This is a genomic window from Providencia sp. PROV114 (assembly GCF_032704305.1).
Classification (GTDB): Bacteria; Pseudomonadota; Gammaproteobacteria; order Enterobacterales; family Enterobacteriaceae; genus Providencia; species Providencia rettgeri.
Genome location: NZ_CP120528.1, coordinates 3,277,025 through 3,296,239, shown reverse-complemented (window position 1 = coordinate 3,296,239; position 19,215 = coordinate 3,277,025). Strand labels below are relative to the sequence as shown.

Genomic DNA, 19,215 nt, shown 5'->3' with positions numbered 1-19,215 from the left:
TTTTATTTCTTTTCATGAGATACTAAAAAAATACTAAATTTTAGGAGCAAACAGGTGAGTAACGGGATCCCAGCAGTCTTTTTAGATAGAGATGGAACAATTAATATCGATCATGGCTATGTGCATAAAATTGATGACTTCGAATTTATCGAAGGGTCAATTGAAGCAATGCTTGAATTAAAAAAGATGGGCTATGCATTAGTTATCGTAACCAACCAGTCAGGTATTGGTCGGGGAATTTATACAGAAGACCAGTTTATGCAACTAACAGAATGGATGGATTGGTCATTAGCAGATCGCGGTATTGACTTAGACGGTATTTATTTTTGCCCCCATCATACTGAAGCTACAGTAGAAGAATATCGCCAAGACTGTAATTGTCGTAAACCAAAACCTGGAATGCTATTAGATGCACAAGACTTTTTAAAGATAGATATGGCTTCATCCATTATGGTCGGTGACAAACTGGCTGATATGTTAGCAGGTAAAGGTGCTAACGTCGGTACGACCGTATTAGTAAAAAGTGGCGAGCCAGTCACAGATGAGGCAATTAATAATGCAGATCTTGTTATTAATAGTATTGCCGAACTGCCAGAAGCACTAAAAAGAATCAAAAAGTAGTCGTTTTGTGTGGTAAATAGGCAGTTAGAAAAAAAATGTAAAAAAACACTTGCCAGATTTTTCTGACTCCCTATAATGCGCCACCACTGACCGGGAACAAGACAACGCAAAGCGCGATGAACACTGAAACGGCAGCGAGAGATTCTGAAAAGAAAAAGCAAAAAATTGCTTGACTCTCACAGAGGAAAACGTATTATACGCCTCCTCGCGACAACGACCTCGAAGTCGAAAATCAAAAGATTTAGTCGCAACGCTCTTTAACAATTTATCAGACAATCTGTGTGGGCACTCACAGGACACTATCAAAAAAATATTTGATTTTAAGTCTTGAAGAGTGACTAACACGTTAATTCATATATATATGAACTAATAGGTAATTTGGTTTCTTCGGAAATCAAACGACAGTAAACATTCTTTGAGCATCAAGCTTTTTAATTGAAGAGTTTGATCATGGCTCAGATTGAACGCTGGCGGCAGGCCTAACACATGCAAGTCGAGCGGTAACAGGGGAAGCTTGCTTCTCGCTGACGAGCGGCGGACGGGTGAGTAATGTATGGGGATCTGCCCGATAGAGGGGGATAACTACTGGAAACGGTAGCTAATACCGCATAATCTCTTAGGAGCAAAGCAGGGGAACTTCGGTCCTTGCGCTATCGGATGAACCCATATGGGATTAGCTAGTAGGTGGGGTAATGGCTCACCTAGGCGACGATCCCTAGCTGGTCTGAGAGGATGATCAGCCACACTGGGACTGAGACACGGCCCAGACTCCTACGGGAGGCAGCAGTGGGGAATATTGCACAATGGGCGCAAGCCTGATGCAGCCATGCCGCGTGTATGAAGAAGGCCCTAGGGTTGTAAAGTACTTTCAGTCGGGAGGAAGGCGTTGATGCTAATATCATCAGCGATTGACGTTACCGACAGAAGAAGCACCGGCTAACTCCGTGCCAGCAGCCGCGGTAATACGGAGGGTGCAAGCGTTAATCGGAATTACTGGGCGTAAAGCGCACGCAGGCGGTTGATTAAGTTAGATGTGAAATCCCCGGGCTTAACCTGGGAATGGCATCTAAGACTGGTCAGCTAGAGTCTTGTAGAGGGGGGTAGAATTCCATGTGTAGCGGTGAAATGCGTAGAGATGTGGAGGAATACCGGTGGCGAAGGCGGCCCCCTGGACAAAGACTGACGCTCAGGTGCGAAAGCGTGGGGAGCAAACAGGATTAGATACCCTGGTAGTCCACGCTGTAAACGATGTCGATTTGAAGGTTGTTCCCTAGAGGAGTGGCTTTCGGAGCTAACGCGTTAAATCGACCGCCTGGGGAGTACGGCCGCAAGGTTAAAACTCAAATGAATTGACGGGGGGCCCGCACAAGCGGTGGAGCATGTGGTTTAATTCGATGCAACGCGAAGAACCTTACCTACTCTTGACATCCAGAGAACTTAGCAGAGATGCTTTGGTGCCTTCGGGAACTCTGAGACAGGTGCTGCATGGCTGTCGTCAGCTCGTGTTGTGAAATGTTGGGTTAAGTCCCGCAACGAGCGCAACCCTTATCCTTTGTTGCCAGCGATTCGGTCGGGAACTCAAAGGAGACTGCCGGTGATAAACCGGAGGAAGGTGGGGATGACGTCAAGTCATCATGGCCCTTACGAGTAGGGCTACACACGTGCTACAATGGCGTATACAAAGAGAAGCGACCTCGCGAGAGCAAGCGGAACTCATAAAGTACGTCGTAGTCCGGATTGGAGTCTGCAACTCGACTCCATGAAGTCGGAATCGCTAGTAATCGTAGATCAGAATGCTACGGTGAATACGTTCCCGGGCCTTGTACACACCGCCCGTCACACCATGGGAGTGGGTTGCAAAAGAAGTAGGTAGCTTAACCTTCGGGAGGGCGCTTACCACTTTGTGATTCATGACTGGGGTGAAGTCGTAACAAGGTAACCGTAGGGGAACCTGCGGTTGGATCACCTCCTTACCATTGAAGTGTTTTTGTGAAGTGCTCACACAGATTGTCTGATGAAATAGAGTAGCGGTATCGATAGGCTTGTAGCTCAGGTGGTTAGAGCGCACCCCTGATAAGGGTGAGGTCGGTGGTTCAAGTCCACTCAGGCCTACCAAAATCGAATTGATGCTTCGTTATAACCTAGCTCGTTTACCTAGCGTAAACGTCGCCATGTTATGCCTTGCCTAAATTCGATTTATAACTAATTTCTTTCATAAAAAGAAACGATACCGAAAAATACCTTTATGGGGCTATAGCTCAGCTGGGAGAGCGCCTGCCTTGCACGCAGGAGGTCAGCGGTTCGATCCCGCTTAGCTCCACCATAAATTTTTCTGATTATTCAGAATAGATTAGTGAAATAGTCTATTGCGAATAATTATGCTCTTTAACAATCTGGAACAAGCTGAAAATTGAAAACAACGCACATTGTTTATCGCTTAAACAATGTGAGAGTCTCTCAAAAATCTCAACTTGAATAGTGTACTTTAAACTATCGAGTCGACGAGCGACATGAGTTCAAGGCAGCCCGCGCACAGCAAGCGCAGCGTACTTAACGTACGTGAGCATTGCGCGCACGGACTAACGCCGAAATCATGAAGCACAGTCACTCGTTGTAAGAAGACACCTTCGGGTTGTGAGGTTAAGCGACTAAGCGTACACGGTGGATGCCTAGGCAATCAGAGGCGATGAAGGACGTGCTAATCTGCGATAAGCGTCGGTAAGGTGATATGAACCGTGATAACCGACGATTTCCGAATGGGGAAACCCAGTGCAATTCGTTGCACTATCGTTTGATGAATACATAGTCAAACGAAGCGAACCGGGGGAACTGAAACATCTCAGTACCCCGAGGAAAAGAAATCAACCGAGATTCCCCTAGTAGCGGCGAGCGAACGGGGAGCAGCCCAGAGTCTTAATCAGCATTAGCATCAGGAGAACGGTCTGGAAAGGCCGGCAGTAAAGGGTGATAGCCCCGTATCCGAAGGTGTTAGTGTTGTGAACTCGACGAGTAGGGCGGGACACGTGTTATCCTGTCTGAATATGGGGGGACCATCCTCCAAGGCTAAATACTCCTGATTGACCGATAGTGAACCAGTACCGTGAGGGAAAGGCGAAAAGAACCCCGGCGAGGGGAGTGAAATAGAACCTGAAACCGTGTACGTACAAGCAGTGGGAGCCCCACCACCAAAGCATTTTCTGGTGTTGAGGACAACTTTGAAGTGACATTCAACACGCGTTGGCGGAGCGTTTTTTGCGACGCCCAACACACAAAACAAGCAGTGAATGTGCTTTGGGGTGGGGTGACTGCGTACCTTTTGTATAATGGGTCAGCGACTTATATTCTGTAGCAAGGTTAACCGTATAGGGGAGCCGTAGGGAAACCGAGTCTTAACTGGGCGAATGAGTTGCAGGGTATAGACCCGAAACCCGGTGATCTAGCCATGGGCAGGTTGAAGGTTGGGTAACACTAACTGGAGGACCGAACCGACTAATGTTGAAAAATTAGCGGATGACTTGTGGCTGGGGGTGAAAGGCCAATCAAACCGGGAGATAGCTGGTTCTCCCCGAAAGCTATTTAGGTAGCGCCTCGTGAACTCATCTTCGGGGGTAGAGCACTGTTTCGACTAGGGGGTCATCCCGACTTACCAACTCGATGCAAACTACGAATACCGAAGAATGTTATCACGGGAGACACACGGCGGGTGCTAACGTTCGTCGTGAAGAGGGAAACAACCCAGACCGCCAGCTAAGGTCCCAAAGTCATAGTTAAGTGGGAAACGAAGTGGGAAGGCTCAGACAGCCAGGATGTTGGCTTAGAAGCAGCCATCATTTAAAGAAAGCGTAATAGCTCACTGGTCGAGTCGGCCTGCGCGGAAGATGTAACGGGGCTAAACTATGCACCGAAGCTGCGGCAGCGAACGTATCACTTAAACTGATTAAGTGATATTCAATAGTATCAGAACGATTGACGGAGCAACGCGACGTCAATGCGTCCAACAAAGTCGAGGCGGAAACGTCAGACAGTCAGTTTAAGGATACGTTCGTTGGGTAGGGGAGCGTTCTGTAAGCCTGTGAAGGTGTACTGCGAGGTATGCTGGAGGTATCAGAAGTGCGAATGCTGACATAAGTAACGATAATGCGGGTGAAAAACCCGCACGCCGGAAGACCAAGGGTTCCTGTCCAACGTTAATCGGGGCAGGGTGAGTCGACCCCTAAGGCGAGGCAGAAATGCGTAGTCGATGGGAAACGGGTTAATATTCCCGTACTGGTGATAATTGCGATGGGGGGACGGAGAAGGCTAGGCTATCCGGGCGACGGTTGTCCCGGTTTAAGGATGTAGGCAGGTGAATTAGGCAAATCCGGTTCACTATATGCTGAGGTCCGACGACGAGTCACTACGGTGATGAAGTAGCTCATGCCCCGCTTCCAGGAAAAGCCTCTAAGCTCTAGATTATCATTAATCGTACCCCAAACCGACACAGGTGGTCAGGTAGAGAATACTCAGGCGCTTGAGAGAACTCGGGTGAAGGAACTAGGCAAAATGGTGCCGTAACTTCGGGAGAAGGCACGCTGGCATTAGGTGAAGTCCCTCGCGGATGGAGCTGAAGCCAGTCGCAGATACCAGCTGGCTGCAACTGTTTATTAAAAACACAGCACTGTGCAAACACGAAAGTGGACGTATACGGTGTGACGCCTGCCCGGTGCTGGAAGGTTAATTGATGGGGTTATCCGTAAGGAGAAGCTCTTGATCGAAGCCCCAGTAAACGGCGGCCGTAACTATAACGGTCCTAAGGTAGCGAAATTCCTTGTCGGGTAAGTTCCGACCTGCACGAATGGCGTAATGATGGCCAGGCTGTCTCCACCCGAGACTCAGTGAAATTGAACTCGCTGTGAAGATGCAGTGTACCCGCGGCAAGACGGAAAGACCCCGTGAACCTTTACTATAGCTTGACACTGAACATTGAGCCTTGATGTGTAGGATAGGTGGGAGGCTTTGAAGTGTGGACGCCAGTCTGCATGGAGCCAACCTTGAAATACCACCCTTTAATGTTTGATGTTCTAACGTAGCCCCGTTATCCGGGGTGCGGACAGTGTCTGGTGGGTAGTTTGACTGGGGCGGTCTCCTCCCAAAGAGTAACGGAGGAGCACGAAGGTTGGCTAAGCATGGTCGGACATCATGCGGTTAGTGCAAAGGCATAAGCCAGCTTGACTGCGAGAGTGACGGCTCGAGCAGGTACGAAAGTAGGTCTTAGTGATCCGGTGGTTCTGAATGGAAGGGCCATCGCTCAACGGATAAAAGGTACTCCGGGGATAACAGGCTGATACCGCCCAAGAGTTCATATCGACGGCGGTGTTTGGCACCTCGATGTCGGCTCATCACATCCTGGGGCTGAAGTAGGTCCCAAGGGTACGGCTGTTCGCCGTTTAAAGTGGTACGCGAGCTGGGTTTAGAACGTCGTGAGACAGTTCGGTCCCTATCTGCCGTGGGCGTTGGAAGATTGAAAGGGGCTGCTCCTAGTACGAGAGGACCGGAGTGGACGCACCACTGGTGTTCGGGTTGTCATGCCAATGGCATTGCCCGGTAGCTAAGTGCGGAAGAGATAACCGCTGAAAGCATCTAAGCGGGAAACTTGCCTTGAGATGAGTCTTCCCTGACTCTTTAAGGGTCCTAAAGGAACGTTTAAGACTAAGACGTTGATAGGTTGGGTGTGTAAGCGTAGCGATACGTTGAGCTAACCAATACTAATGAACCGTGAGGCTTAACCTGACAACACCGAAGGTGTTTTAGAGAGATTATGTTGATTCAATAAGCGTGAGAAGCCGAAAGGTGAAGGACACAGCAGCTTGTTCGAGATTAATGTTCTGGTTTAGTGCACGAAAGTGAGATTAAACGGGAATACACAGAATTTGTCTGGCGGCAATAGCGCGGTGGTCCCACCTGACCCCATGCCGAACTCAGCAGTGAAACGCCGTAGCGCCGATGGTAGTGTGGGGTCTCCCCATGTGAGAGTAGGGAACTGCCAGACATTAATTAAAGGTTTATTGCTCAATTAGCGGTAAACAGCCGAAAGGCAAAAGAATAAGTGGAGCGGTAGTTCAGTTGGTTAGAATACCTGCCTGTCACGCAGGGGGTCGCGGGTTCGAGTCCCGTCCGTTCCGCCACTTATCGAAGCCTCGTGATGAAAATCGCGAGGCTTTTTTGTATTGATAACATACTGAATTTTATCGATAATGCCTATTTTAGGTTAACCGATATTAATATCAAAAATACGTTTTAAAGCTTTTTTACCATTGGAAGTAAAAGTAATTTCTCTATAGCCTTTTGCTTTATCTATCCATCTATTTTTTTCAAAGAATTGTAGTAGCAAGGCTCCTGCAAGTCCTCCTAGGTGCATACGCCTTTCACTCCAATCCAAGCAAGCGCATGCTATTTTTCGTTTTGTATGAGGAATAATATCTATCCCAAATTTTTTAAATTGCGCCATACCAATATCTGATAACTTGTTTTCTTTAGCGGTAAACCAACCATTTTTATCCATAAATTCGTAGATCTGAACAGCAACTTCCCCTGCTAAGTGATCATAGCAAGTACGTGCTTTTCGCAGATGAATAGGTGTTGCTATTGTTGGGGTATACTCTAATTTAATGGATACCCCCATTAATGTTTCTAATAATTCGGCAATATCTGAGCCTGCAAGTCGGTAATACCGGTGCCTTCCTTGAGATAGACAGCTAATTAAGTGGCTATTTAATAGCTTAGTGAGGTGTGCGCTCGTTGTTGATGGTGCTATATCTGCAACTGCACTTAATTCTGTTGCTGTCCATGCCCTACCATCCATTAATGCACACAAAATGCTGACTCTTGAAGGGTCAGCAATCGCAAATGCAACTTTTGCGATAGATTTCTCTAATGGTTCTTTTTCTTCAATGAGAATACTATTTTTGCTTGGTATCATATGGTAGGTTTTCCCACTTCTTTGTAACTTCAGTAGTTAATATATTATTGTCTGTTATTAATATTAGCCTGTTATTATGGTCGCTATATTGGACTAAGATATTAATTTGGTGGCGTGCAAGCAGAGAAACAATTTCTCCAAGTTCGCCTGGGCGTTCTTGTTTTAATTTGCGGATCACAGGTTTTGAAATACTTTCAATCTTCAGCCCTACTGTAGCCAGAGCATTGCTTGCTTTTTCTGGCTGGGTGACGAGAAAGTGAGCATGGCTTTTTCCTTCGATAGAAAAAACACCACCACCTTCAAGGCCAATACCATGTTTCCCTAATGTTGTCGCCAATAGTGCTAAAGCACCCACTTGGTTTTCAATAATCACATGAATATCATACATTAAAATTATCCTCTTTATTGAATGAGTAATCCTTTAGGGTATTAGCAATTCGAATTCTATAATGAGAAAAAATGGTTTGTTGTCCTTCAACTTGTGCTTCAATATGCATGAAATGTTTTTTCCAATTTTTTACGGCTTCTTCTGTTTCCCACCACGAAAGTGAGAGAATTTTTCCTTCAGTGGTTATACTTTGAAAACGTTCAACCGAAATAAACCCTTCTATGCGCATAAGTTCAGATTTTAGTTGACCGGCTAGTTCAAAATAACGATTTTTTTGTTCTGGTACTGGGATGGCTTCGAAAATCACTGCGATCATGAGTCTCTCCTTAATATTGAGAGCTCAACTATAAAGGGTTAATTAAGAGATACTTCGATGGTGAGCGAAATATTGAAAATAGCAGGGGAATTTAAAAGAATGGGAAGTAAGGAGAGGGTTACTTTAAGGACTGATATAAACTATAACCCGCTATTGACCCTGCAACATCATAGGCAAAATCATGCCAACTCCACCCCGTACCAGCAGGCCTGCTGTCATAAAGCTCTTTTGCTGCGCCAAGAGAAACTGAGAATAGAATACCGAATATGGCAGCATCGCGGTGTTGTATATTTTGTTTGTCTGCATAAGCGTTACCCGCTGCAGCCATAGCGGCTGAAAATGCAAAATGTTGTGCTTTATCTTTGCCTTGCCAATTGTCATTGGACCAATGAAAACCACTGCATCCTGTGATGGAAAATATAAGTAAGCTAAAAATTAATGGCTTAAACATATTAGGTATCATTATCCAGATGATGAATGTAAAAAGCGTCACTTAAGTGACGCTAAATTGAGATGTATTATAAAATCCGACTAATTAACCGATCCACTCGTATTCGACGTAGACGTCGGATTAATTTTTTCACTTTAACAGGATAGGTTTGAATACTGTCTAATTCACGAAAATGGCTAACAACCTTAGTATGAGTTCGAATACACTCTAGCTCGTGATTGCGTTGCTCTTGCAACTGTTGTTTTGGGTCGTGAATTAATACTGCGTTTTCAAGATCTAACCCCCAAGCGCGTGGGTTTAAGTTGTTACCCGTGATCAATTGCCAGTGATTATCAACCCACATCCCCTTTAGATGATAGGTATTGTCTGCGTCTTTCCAGAGCCTAACTGTTAACTGCTGGCTATCAATAAAGCGTTGCAAGCGACTAACAAAACGGCGCAGATTGATCTCATAAAGGTATGGTAACGCACCAATTATTTTAAAGGGTTCTTCAGGTGGGATGTAGAAGTCATTGGCAGTTTTGTCGCCAATGATAATTTCTACTTGTTTGCCATCACGGAGTAACCGACTAATAACTCTGACTAACACCGCAGGTAAATTAAAATAAGGCGTGCAGATTGTTAGTTTATTATTTGTTGCACCCATTAAATGAGTGATAACACGGTTTAAATCGTTTTTCTTGCCGAGGCCAACAAAGGGAGTGACAGACAACTCATCATTTGATGCGTTTCCTGAAAATTGATAGGACGCTCCCCGTAAGCCCAAACGAAATTGCTTAATTAGGTGCTTAAACTCAGCTGTTTTTGGCCGATTCGGTGTATTTAATAGATGAATGGCATCAGACTGTAGTAATGCGTCATCAATAAATTTTTTCATTGATGCGGTAAGTTGGCTGTTTTTGATAAGGTGATAACGGTCATAACGGTATTTATTATGACGCTGTAAATAGACGTCATTAATACTTGCACCGCTATAGAGCAGAGTATCATCAAATAAAAAGCCTTTTAGGTGCAGAACACCTAGTGCTTCCCGTGTATTTACAGGAATACCGTAGATAGGAATTTCAATTTCAGGGTAATGTTTTGCAACATCGTAATACCAATCGGCGTTTGTGGCATTTGCAGCAGCCCCTATCCGGCCTCGTTGAGCACGGTGCCAGTCTACGAGAATTTTGATATCCAATGATGTATTAGCTTGTTTTGCAGCATATAGAGCATGAAGTACGTCTTTACCTGCATCGTCTTTCTCTAAATACAAAGCCGTTATGTAGATAGTATTTTGAGCCTGAGAGATTTGTTTAAGCAGTTCATCACGAAAATCTTCTGTCTTATATAGCGTTTTTACATCAGCAATTTCTTGAGATAGTTTTGGCAAACTGACCAAATATTGTTGATGTTTTGCTTGTTTTAATTTTGACAACATCACAGTGTGAATTTTCTCTTATTAGTCTAATAGCAACTCGCTTTGCGCACATTTTTAAGCGAATGATCTATAGATGATAGCATATTTAGCCAAACCATTTAGTATAAATTGACGACTTGTTTAATTACTATACAAGTTGAGCCGTATTCTTGGATATTTCTATAAGTGCAGTGTCAGATTAACTACTCCATCTTCAAACTGAACGTCAATTTCAAAGCCGAGTTTTTTCGCTAGGCTAATCATATTACGGTTTTCAGGCATGGTTATTGCCGTCAGTTTTTTAATGCCGTGGCTCCGAGTATAGTTAAGTAACTTTTGCATCAGTTGATAACCGAGCGTTTGCCCCTTCATGTCGGAACGAACCAGTACTGCAAATTCAGCTTCTTGGTTATCAGGATCCGCCATAGCCCGTGTTACACCTATAATTTCAGGAGATGTATTGGGGTTTCTTACCGCAACAAAAGCCATTTCCCGATCATAATCAATCTGAGTCATATTGGCGAGATCATCATGGGTAAACTCACTAATTTCGCTAAAGTAGCGATAATAAAGATCCTCTTTAGTAACTTGTTCTATAAAGGATTTTAGCAAAGGCTCATCTTCAGGGAGGATCGGACGTAGTAAACAGGTAAGGTCTTCTTTTAAATGAATCGTTTCTTCGAGTTCACTAGGGTAAGGGCGAATTGCCAGCCTAGATGTTGTTGCATCATCTGTTGGGCTTAGAGTCATGGAGACATCAAGTAAAGTGAATTCATCCCCTGAGGCAAGTAATGGGTGAATGTCTAACCTTGTAATATTTGGGCAATCAATAATTAAATTTGAAACGCGCACTAATAAAGCTGACAACCCTATGATATTTAAAGGTTCTAAAGCACTTCGAGATTTGATTTTGTAACTTTTGATGGCATTGATAACTTGGTAGCGAGCTAAAGCCATATTTAGCGGGGGAAGAGCGACAGCAGCTTGGCTCTCTTGTTGCCACTCAATACCACCTTCTCCTAACATGATGAGAGGGCCAAAAACAGGGTCTAGCTCAACAGCGATTCTGAGTTCTTGAGCGCCAGCTCGATTGGCCATACTTTGTACCAACAGGCCTTCAATTCGTGCATTAGGGAAATTTGTTGAAACACGTTCCATAATCGCTTTAGCTGCATCTTCTACCTCTTTAGCATTGCGTAAATAGAGCATGACCCCTTGTACTTCTGACTTATGAACAATATCAGGAGAGCGTAATTTCAAGGCGACGGGATAGCCAATTTTTTCTGCAATTTCAATGGCTTCATTACTAGAGTGTGCTATCCATGTGGGTAAGCTATTTAACCCGTAGGCTTTTAAAATAGGTTGAACTTCATGTGTATCCAAGTGTAGCTTATTATTTTCCAGTGCTTGTTGAATATATTCATGAGCTTGTTGAGTATTCGCTGTAATACCAATAGGTAAAGCCGGAGTTTCTTTGAGTTGTTTTTGGTTACGGCGATATTCCACCATATGCATGTATGCTGTGATTGCCCCTTCTGGAGTACGGTAGGTTGGGATCCCTGCTTCACTAAATAGCCTGCGAGATTCTTGAGATGAATATTCTCCACACCAGTTGGTTAAGATGGTTAGCCATTTTCCTCGTGGGTGCTGCTTAATCGTTTTAATAATTTTTTCTGCCATGGCTTTACTTTCCGTTATCGCACTGGGAGTGTGGATAAGCAATAAAGCGTCATGGTCGTGGCTGTCGAGCATTTTGTTCAGTACATTGATGTAGCGCTCAACGGTGGAATCATCCCCCAAGTCAATTGGGTTTTTCGTCGATAAATCAAGAGGTAACAGGGAGCTTAATTCATTTTCTGTTTCAACACTTAACGTTGCAAGTTTGCCACTACGCAAGAGAAGTTCGTCTAATGCCATCGCTGCGGGTGCAGAACCGTTGCTCATAATAGAGAGGCGTTCACCGCGTAATGGTGTCATATAGCTTAATGTTTCAACCGCAGAAAACATTTCGTGAGTATCTTGCACACGAAGTAGCCCAGCACGTTGGATAGCGGCGTCATAAGCGGCATCTAGGCTCGGTTTATCGCCTAGAAGTTCTTGTGCTTTGCGGGTTCGACCGCTTTTTATTACTAATATAGGTTTATTACGTGAAGCACTGCGAGATGAGGATAAGAAACGTCGCGCATCACTAATACTTTCGAGATACAGCAAAATGGCACTGGTTTTGCTATCACGGGCTAAATAATCGAGTAAATCGTCAATATCAATATCGATGCTATCACCAAGGGCAATAAAATAAGAAAAACCGATGTCTCGGTGCCTTGCCCAATCCAGAACGGTATTTGATACAGCAGCAGATTGTGAGATAAACGCGAGTTTCCCTTTTAAGATTGGAATCGGGGAGAAACTGGCATTCAATCCTTGCCATGGGGCGAGAAAACCGAGGCTATTCGGGCCTAATAGGCGAATTTGATATTGCTGGGCGACTTTTTTTAATTCATTAAACTGAATGGAAGGGGATGATAAAATAATAACCACTTTACAGCCGGCTTCCCCTAATTGCTGTAAACAGGCGATATTACGTGAGTAATGCGTGCAGATAACGGCAAGGTCGGGTTTGAGTGGCAATTTATCTATGGAAGGATAAGCAAGTACGCCAAGGACAGAGTTTCGGTTTGGGTTAACAGGTAAAATAGGGCCTTTAAAGCCGCTGGTAAGTAGGTTTTTCATCATCACCGAACCTGCACGGCCAGGATTTTCAGATGCTCCAACGACAACGATAGACTTTGGCCTGAATAAAGATTCTAACTGACTGACTAAACCCATAGTTGATAACCCTTTGCTTTGCTGAACGAGATAAGCGTTCAATAGGTAAAAAGTGGCTGAGTGATACTTATGAATACTATGCCTTATCTTTGCGATTGCGCTAGTTTATCTGGTGAGTTTAATTAATTTATACAAGCACGTTCACGTTTTATCAGCACGATTATCTAAAAGTTATCATTTAATGGTACTAGGCTCGAAAAGAAAGAGAAAAATAGTACCAATAAATAGTTAGAGGTGAGATTCAGTGAGTAGCATCTGTGCAATAGGGTGATGCGGCTTTCCTTCAAGGTATTTTTGACGGAACAAATTGAAATGGCTAAAGAGTTGTTGTGAAGCGTTTAAATCTCCCGCTAATTCTAAAACGGTAGCTGCAACTTCAGCGGTACAATGTTGCTCTTCCCTTGATGGTGTACGTAGTAAGTAATCACTCCTTGCTTTGGTATTAATTGAAAGCATTGGAATATCATTAAGATAAGGGCTTTTCCGAAACATTTTACGTGCTTCTGGCCAGGTCCCATCGAGTAAAATAAATAAAGCGGGTTTATCCGACAAAGTAGGCTCGTTGACTACGACGCGTTCATTTTGAGCGTAGCTTTCTGGGAAAATGAGGTAAGGTTGCCTTGTGGTGTCTTGTAATGCTGCCAGTAGCTGCGCATCAGGCTCTGTCCTTGACCACTGAAAGGCCAAAGTGTTGGGCAAAACATCCGCAATCAATTTTCCCGTATTACTTGGCTTAAATACTTCACCATCAAACATAATCAAGCAGAATTGACTTTTTGCTTGTGACGATACGGTATCTTGGCACAGGCATTGTGGGATAGGTAACAAGCAATATTGGCAACGTTTTACTCGGCAGCCTCGCGCTTTAAATGGTTTAGTTGATAATGCGAGGCGCTGTTGACGCAAGTGATAAACGGCATTCGAAGTCATGTTGAGTGATATTTTTTAGGTCTAAAATGAAGGCACATATTGTACGCAAAACGATTTCTATGCGATAGAAGTATATTCAATAACTTTTAGATGAGATAATAGTGTGAATCGGTAGCGTAGCCATGCAACATCATGTAATCTTCGCGCCATAGCTTAGTAGGGGATAGTGATGAACGACTCGAATGATTTTAGTGGTAAAAACGGCAAAGTAAAAGTGATGTATGTCCGCAGTGAAGAGCAGGACAATAATAAAGGTAATGACAAACGCCGAGGCGGTGGCCGTGACGATAGGCGTGGTAATGACAAGCGTGGTGGCGATAGACGAGAGGGGGCCCGTCAAGATCGTGGTGGCCGCTCAAATCGCCCTGAAGGAAGTCGTGAAGGGCGTCGCTCCGATAACCGAAATGAGGTATCTCGTGAACGTTCGCCATGGCGCACTGTTTCAAAGCCAGATAGCGAAGAATTAGCGAATGACCACGGCGGAATTGTTGGCAAGAGTCAAATAGATCCTGAACAACTACGTAAGCAGCGCCAGGAAGAAACTCGTATCTATGGTGAGAATGCCTGCCAAGCTATGTTTAAAAACCGCCCTGATGCGATTGTTCGTGCATGGTTCTTACAATCCGTTACGCCGCGTTTTCGAGACGCGTTAAAATGGATGGCGGCAAATCGCAAGGCTTACCACGTGGTAGATGACGAAGAGTTATCGAAAGCATCAGGAACCGAACATCATGGTGGTGTCTGTTTTATCATCAAAAAACGTGGTGGAATGAGTGCGGATGCGTATTTACAACAAGCCGCAGAAAAAGATTGCGTATTGGCACTTGAAGATGTGGGGAATCCACATAATCTAGGTGGAATGATGCGTAGTTGTGCCCACTTTGGCGTAAAAGGCGTTATTTTACAAGATGCTGGCATGTTGGAGTCAGGTGCAGCAATTCGTACCGCAGAAGGTGGGGCTGAGCATATTAAGGCGATTGATGCTGATGGGCTGACTGACACTTTGGATAAATTCCGTAAAGCAGGCTACACCATTGTGACGACTTCCAGCCATAAAGGCAGTCAAGATCTCGCAAAAGCGAAGTTACCCGCCAAAATGGTACTAGTTTTAGGCCAAGAGAGTGATGGTTTAAGTGATAGTACGTGGGATCAAGGCGATATGAGTTTGTATATCGGTGGAACAGGTAAAGTGGAAAGCTTGAATGTCTCTGTTGCAACGGGAATTATGTTGGCCCAGTGGTGGCAACAAAACCAAGTTAAATAATCCTTACGTTTTATAAGAAAAATAAAGCCATACATAAAGGATGCATATCCCAGTTGTATGGCTTTTTTATTTCTGTCATGAAGACAACTTACTGAATCAGTAAGAGTATTTTGCCAATAGCCTCCCATAAAATTATATGGGGTTGGGCTGATTAATGAGCACCACCGCCGTCTTTCGAACCTGCCCCAAATGGTGGCTTAGCGAACCAGACAATGACCATTAGTAGGATGAAAATTCCAGCTGAGAGCCAAAATATCTCATTTGCTGACATAATCAGTCCTTGGTCAGTGATCGTTTTAGCGAGGTATGCCGAACTTTGCTGCTCATTCATACCAATTTTTGCCAGCTCGCTGTACATCTGTTGGGCATTTGGGTTGTATGGGTTAACAAATTCAGTGAGGTTTTCATGATGCATTGACTCTCTTTGGGTCCACATGGTCGTTGTGATTGATGTCCCGATGGCTCCAGCTAAGGTACGAGTGAAGTTAGATAAACTGGATGCAGAGGCCATTTTTTCTGGTGGTAGGCCAGATAATGTAATGGTTGTCAAAGGCATAAAGAAACAAGCGATAGCTAAACCTTGCACAAATTGCGGCCAAGCGGCCTCGGCAAAACTCATTCCAGGTTCGAATGTATAAGCACGCCAATAGTAACAAACTGCATAGATAATAAAGCTGAATGTCACTAAATAACGCATATCAATTCGGTTACCAAAACGCCCTATAATTGGCGTAATCAGTAGCGGTAATAACCCTACAGGAGCAGAGGCTAGCCCTGCCCAGGTCGCAGTATAGCCATAAACCTCTTGTAGCAATTGCGGCAGTAGTACAATCGTCCCGAAATAGAGCATGTAAGCCAAACTTAGGGATAAACAGCCAATCGTAAAATTGCGTTCTTTAAACAGGGATAAGTCGATGACGGGATGGTCATCGGTGAGTTCCCAGACAATTAAGAAGGCGATAGCGACAACGGCAATAACGGTTAGGACGATAATTTCAGTCGAGTTAAACCAATCCAGCTCTTTGCCTTGGTCAAGCATGATTTGTAAAGCACCAATACCGACAACCAATAGTACCAAACCAATAGTATCAATACGCTGAATAGATATTTTAGTTTCACGGCCTTTTAAGGTACGCATGATGGCAAAGATGATTGCAATACTAAATGGCACATTGATAAAAAATATCCAGCCCCAATGGTAATTATCACTAATATAACCACCAAGAATCGGTCCGCAAATAGGTGCAATAACGATAGTCATTGACCAAAGGGCGAGGGCCATGTTGCGCTTGGCAGGAGGATAATTATTAAGCAGTAGGCTTTGAGACAAAGGAATGAGAGGCCCTGCGACTAAACCTTGTAAAACACGAAATAAGATCAACATCTCTAGGCTGCCAGAAATACCGCACAGCCATGAAGTTAAAGCGAACAAGCCAGTGGACCATAAAAATAGCCTGACTTCACCGATTCTACGCGCTAACCAACCAGTAACAGGGATGGAAATTGCATTAGCAACACCGAAAGAGGTTATTACCCATGTTCCTTGTGAATTGGAAGCCCCTAAATTTCCAGCAATGGTCGGAATAGCTACGTTAGCAATTGTAGAATCAAGAACTTGCATAAATGTTGCCAATGAAAGGGCAATCGTCATCCATGCGAGTTTAGATCCCGTTAAAGGTGCTGTCGTCACGATTGCACCTCCACCTATTGATTCTCTAGGTTATTATTAATTATCTCAGTAACTATTTTGTCTGCAGGAGACATATCCACAGCTAATGCAGCAGTATGATAAGCAGGAGTAGCGCGCATCCCTTTAGAAAGCACTTTGCCGTTTTTATCTAATGTATCAACCGTAACTTCGGTGGATAAACCGATACGTAGTGGATGCTCTTCAAGCTGAGTTTCATCTAAGGCAATACGCACGGGGAGGCGTTGGACTACCTTGATCCAGTTACCACTGGCATTTTGTGCAGGTAATAAAGAGAATGCGCTACCTGTTCCCATATCAAGCCCAACTACAGTACCGTTAAACACGATATCTTTACCGTAAAAATCAGTCGTGACTTTCGCAGGTTGGCCGATACGCATGTCCGCAAGTTGTGTTTCTTTAAAGTTCGCATCAATCCACATACCATTGGAAGGGACAATGGCCATTAATGGTGTTGAAGGGGTAATTTGTGAACCCACTTGCACACTGCGACGTGAAACATAGCCATCAACAGGGCTGACGATTTTTGTCCGTTGTAGGGTGAGCCAAGCGTTTCTAACTTGTGTCGCGGCCTGTTCTACTGCGGGTTGTTTTTCAATTGCGGTATTCAAAACAATGGCTTGATTAGCATTATATTGTTCTATTGCCATGTCTAATGCTGCTTTTGCACTGACAACGGCTTCTCTCGCGTGTTGTAGTTCTTCTTTACCGATGACATGGCTACTGCCTAAAACTTCGCGACGTTTTAAATCATTCTGTAAGCGGTTTAATTCAGACCGTTTTACGTCAATATTGGCTTGTAGCTGGCGGCTATTAACCATGTGCTGGCGAGTCTGGCGTACACTGTTCGCTAATTCTGTTTTTGCTTTATCGAGTGTTAATTCTGCATCACGTGGGTCTAGTTCAACCAAAACAGTTCCACTTGTCACGAAATCGGTATTATCCACATTGACTGTCATAACGCTCCCAGAAACTTGGGATTGTATTTGTACTTGGTTACCCGCGACATAAGCGTTGTCAGTTGATTCATAGTGGCGAAGAACGAGATACCAGTAGACCACCCAGCCAACGCCTATAATAATAAATAATAGAGTCAAAAAGATCAGCGCACTTTTGCGTTGTCTTTTTTTATTTCGTTGGGGAGTTTGCGTTTGTTGCATTTCCTCAGGGGAACTCATACTCGTATTTCTCCACTTCTATGGATAAGGATCACGGTTGTTTCCAGTAGTTAGGTATTAACCACTGGAAACTGAGACTACAAATGATTTTGCTGTTTGATGGGATATCGTAAAGCATAAGGCTGAAAGGATAATGAAATATTATTGGCTGAAAAGTATTTTTTCAGCTTTGAGCTAAAGAATGGCTCAAATACATTAACCTTACAATTTCTGTGGTCAATCTTTTATAGTATCTAGTTTTGTCAGTAATTTACGCATCAGCGTGTCAAGCTGTTGTTTTTCATCAGTATCTAAAACAGACCAAATATCAATTAATGCGCTGTGTTGAGGTGGCAATAGACCATTTAAAAATTCAGTCCCTTTTTCTGTGAGGTGTAGATGAAGGCAACGTCTATCGTTGTGACTTTCTTTGCGTTCAATCCAACCATTTTTTTCCAGTTCATCTGCAATTCGTGTCGCATTGGTTCTTGAGGAACCAAGAGCAGCACTGAGTTCAGATGGCTGAATACTGCGGGAGTCTTTTGTATCAAGGATCATGAGTGCCATAAACAGTGTTTCATTGATACCTTGAGACCTTAACATATTATTCCGAGTTTCAAGTAATTTTCCATGAACATGCATGCATAAGCGTGTTAGCAGAATTTCTTGATACGGAATAGGACTTTCATGTGAATCTTGTTGTTCTACACGAGCATTGAGTAGCTCTTCAGTCGGTGTAAATGAACTTTCCATTATTGGGATACCTTATTAGTTTCAGTTGGTAAGATTACAACTGTCATCAACCATCTAAATGGTATATTAAAAGATAGAATTAGCAATTATACTTAATTAATATCGCCGATTTTATTTTGATAATGATACATGATTCATAAATTTTATGAATGTAATTCGCCAGTTTTAGCATAGCCTATCGACTATTTCACTCAGAGTGCGTTAATTTTGACTATAAAACAACCAACCTAATACTAAATTAAAGGCTAATTCCAATCATACAAAACAATATATAATCACATGACATTAACTCAATACCATTTTTTTTGTTACCCAATAATTACAAGTTAGATAGATATTTTCAATGCGTAGGTGTAATTACTTATTTTTGTATAATTAAAACATTATTTGATGAAACAGTAATTTAATTTATTAACAGGAATACTACCTTTTTATCGAGTC

The 19,215-nt window shown here is 43.6% G+C and carries 12 protein-coding genes, 3 tRNA genes and 3 rRNA genes; 8 read left to right on the top strand and 10 right to left on the bottom strand.

Annotated elements, in window-relative coordinates:
- Positions 1-54 precede the first annotated feature (54 nt).
- The 7 genes from gmhB (at position 55) to P3L37_RS14710 (ending at position 6,785) form a co-directional block, all read left to right on the top strand.
- The gene (gene gmhB, locus P3L37_RS14740; RefSeq protein WP_004915273.1) at positions 55-621 is read left to right on the top strand and encodes a D-glycero-beta-D-manno-heptose 1,7-bisphosphate 7-phosphatase; all 567 of its coding nucleotides are present in this window, start codon (positions 55-57) and stop codon (positions 619-621) included.
- Between the two features lie 432 nt (positions 622-1,053).
- Positions 1,054-2,594, top strand: a 16S ribosomal RNA gene (locus P3L37_RS14735).
- 65 nt (positions 2,595-2,659) lie between these two features.
- Positions 2,660-2,736: transfer RNA gene (locus tag P3L37_RS14730), tRNA-Ile, on the top strand.
- A gap of 132 nt (positions 2,737-2,868) precedes the next feature.
- Positions 2,869-2,944 (top strand) — tRNA-Ala (locus P3L37_RS14725).
- Between the two features lie 315 nt (positions 2,945-3,259).
- Positions 3,260-6,390, top strand: a 23S ribosomal RNA gene (locus P3L37_RS14720).
- 143 nt (positions 6,391-6,533) lie between these two features.
- Positions 6,534-6,649 (top strand): 5S ribosomal RNA (rrf, locus tag P3L37_RS14715).
- The 16S, 23S and 5S rRNA genes sit together here with 3 tRNA genes alongside, the layout of an rRNA operon.
- A gap of 59 nt (positions 6,650-6,708) precedes the next feature.
- A tRNA-Asp gene (locus P3L37_RS14710) sits at positions 6,709-6,785 on the top strand.
- 83 nt (positions 6,786-6,868) lie between these two features.
- On the opposite strand, the gene P3L37_RS14705 is transcribed toward P3L37_RS14710, so the two are convergent.
- From P3L37_RS14705 to P3L37_RS14675, 7 genes are all read right to left on the bottom strand, one after another.
- Entirely contained in the window at positions 6,869-7,579 is a 711-nt protein-coding gene (locus tag P3L37_RS14705; protein WP_109913266.1) for an ArsR/SmtB family transcription factor, read from the bottom strand.
- Positions 7,560-7,967 carry an amino acid-binding protein gene (locus P3L37_RS14700; protein WP_109913267.1) on the bottom strand — a complete coding sequence of 136 codons (408 nt, stop codon included), beginning with the start codon at positions 7,965-7,967 and terminating at the stop codon, positions 7,560-7,562. Before P3L37_RS14700 ends, P3L37_RS14705 begins: the two co-directional genes overlap by 20 nt.
- Positions 7,960-8,283, bottom strand: a complete 324-nt coding sequence (locus tag P3L37_RS14695; RefSeq protein ID WP_109913268.1) for an antibiotic biosynthesis monooxygenase family protein — start codon at positions 8,281-8,283, stop codon at positions 7,960-7,962. Before P3L37_RS14695 ends, P3L37_RS14700 begins: the two co-directional genes overlap by 8 nt.
- Positions 8,284-8,401: 118 nt before the next feature.
- Complete coding sequence (locus P3L37_RS14690) at positions 8,402-8,734, bottom strand: YfiM family lipoprotein (protein WP_181937025.1); 333 nt, start codon at positions 8,732-8,734, stop codon at positions 8,402-8,404.
- 67 nt (positions 8,735-8,801) lie between these two features.
- The gene (gene pssA / locus P3L37_RS14685; RefSeq protein ID WP_109913270.1) at positions 8,802-10,157 is read right to left on the bottom strand and encodes a CDP-diacylglycerol--serine O-phosphatidyltransferase; all 1,356 of its coding nucleotides are present in this window, start codon (positions 10,155-10,157) and stop codon (positions 8,802-8,804) included.
- Positions 10,158-10,316: 159 nt separating this feature from the next.
- Entirely contained in the window at positions 10,317-12,962 is a 2,646-nt protein-coding gene (locus tag P3L37_RS14680; RefSeq protein ID WP_109913271.1) for a bifunctional acetate--CoA ligase family protein/GNAT family N-acetyltransferase, read from the bottom strand.
- A gap of 228 nt (positions 12,963-13,190) precedes the next feature.
- Positions 13,191-13,892 (bottom strand): tRNA-uridine aminocarboxypropyltransferase, encoded by a 702-nt coding sequence (locus P3L37_RS14675; protein WP_109913272.1) that lies wholly within the window; start codon positions 13,890-13,892, stop codon positions 13,191-13,193.
- A gap of 169 nt (positions 13,893-14,061) precedes the next feature.
- Between P3L37_RS14675 and P3L37_RS14670 the strand changes: the two genes are divergently transcribed.
- Complete coding sequence (locus tag P3L37_RS14670; RefSeq protein WP_110731775.1) at positions 14,062-15,156, top strand: tRNA/rRNA methyltransferase; 1,095 nt, start codon at positions 14,062-14,064, stop codon at positions 15,154-15,156.
- A 151-nt stretch (positions 15,157-15,307) separates the two neighbouring features.
- On the opposite strand, the gene emrB is transcribed toward P3L37_RS14670, so the two are convergent.
- The 3 genes from emrB to mprA form a co-directional block, all read right to left on the bottom strand.
- The gene (gene emrB, locus P3L37_RS14665) at positions 15,308-16,846 is read right to left on the bottom strand and encodes a multidrug efflux MFS transporter permease subunit EmrB (RefSeq protein WP_109913274.1); all 1,539 of its coding nucleotides are present in this window, start codon (positions 16,844-16,846) and stop codon (positions 15,308-15,310) included.
- Positions 16,847-16,860: 14 nt separating this feature from the next.
- Positions 16,861-18,042, bottom strand: coding sequence for a multidrug efflux MFS transporter periplasmic adaptor subunit EmrA (gene emrA, locus P3L37_RS14660; RefSeq protein WP_109913275.1), 1,182 nt, complete (start codon positions 18,040-18,042; stop codon positions 16,861-16,863).
- 216 nt (positions 18,043-18,258) lie between these two features.
- On the bottom strand, positions 18,259-18,774 hold the full coding sequence (mprA, locus tag P3L37_RS14655; RefSeq protein ID WP_109913276.1) for a transcriptional repressor MprA: 516 nt from the start codon (positions 18,772-18,774) through the stop codon (positions 18,259-18,261).
- Between the last annotated feature and the right edge of the window lie 441 nt (positions 18,775-19,215).

Coding starts and splice junctions, on each gene's coding strand:
- P3L37_RS14670 (WP_110731775.1), top strand. CDS start 14,062: ATGAACGACTCGAATGATTTTAGTGGTAAAAACGGCAAAGTAAAAGTG.
- P3L37_RS14700 (WP_109913267.1), bottom strand. CDS start 7,967: ATGTATGATATTCATGTGATTATTGAAAACCAAGTGGGTGCTTTAGCA.
- pssA (WP_109913270.1), bottom strand. CDS start 10,157: ATGTTGTCAAAATTAAAACAAGCAAAACATCAACAATATTTGGTCAGT.
- P3L37_RS14690 (WP_181937025.1), bottom strand. CDS start 8,734: ATGTTTAAGCCATTAATTTTTAGCTTACTTATATTTTCCATCACAGGA.
- mprA (WP_109913276.1), bottom strand. CDS start 18,774: ATGGAAAGTTCATTTACACCGACTGAAGAGCTACTCAATGCTCGTGTA.
- P3L37_RS14675 (WP_109913272.1), bottom strand. CDS start 13,892: ATGACTTCGAATGCCGTTTATCACTTGCGTCAACAGCGCCTCGCATTA.
- emrA (WP_109913275.1), bottom strand. CDS start 18,042: ATGAGTTCCCCTGAGGAAATGCAACAAACGCAAACTCCCCAACGAAAT.
- P3L37_RS14705 (WP_109913266.1), bottom strand. CDS start 7,579: ATGATACCAAGCAAAAATAGTATTCTCATTGAAGAAAAAGAACCATTA.
- P3L37_RS14695 (WP_109913268.1), bottom strand. CDS start 8,283: ATGATCGCAGTGATTTTCGAAGCCATCCCAGTACCAGAACAAAAAAAT.
- P3L37_RS14680 (WP_109913271.1), bottom strand. CDS start 12,962: ATGGGTTTAGTCAGTCAGTTAGAATCTTTATTCAGGCCAAAGTCTATC.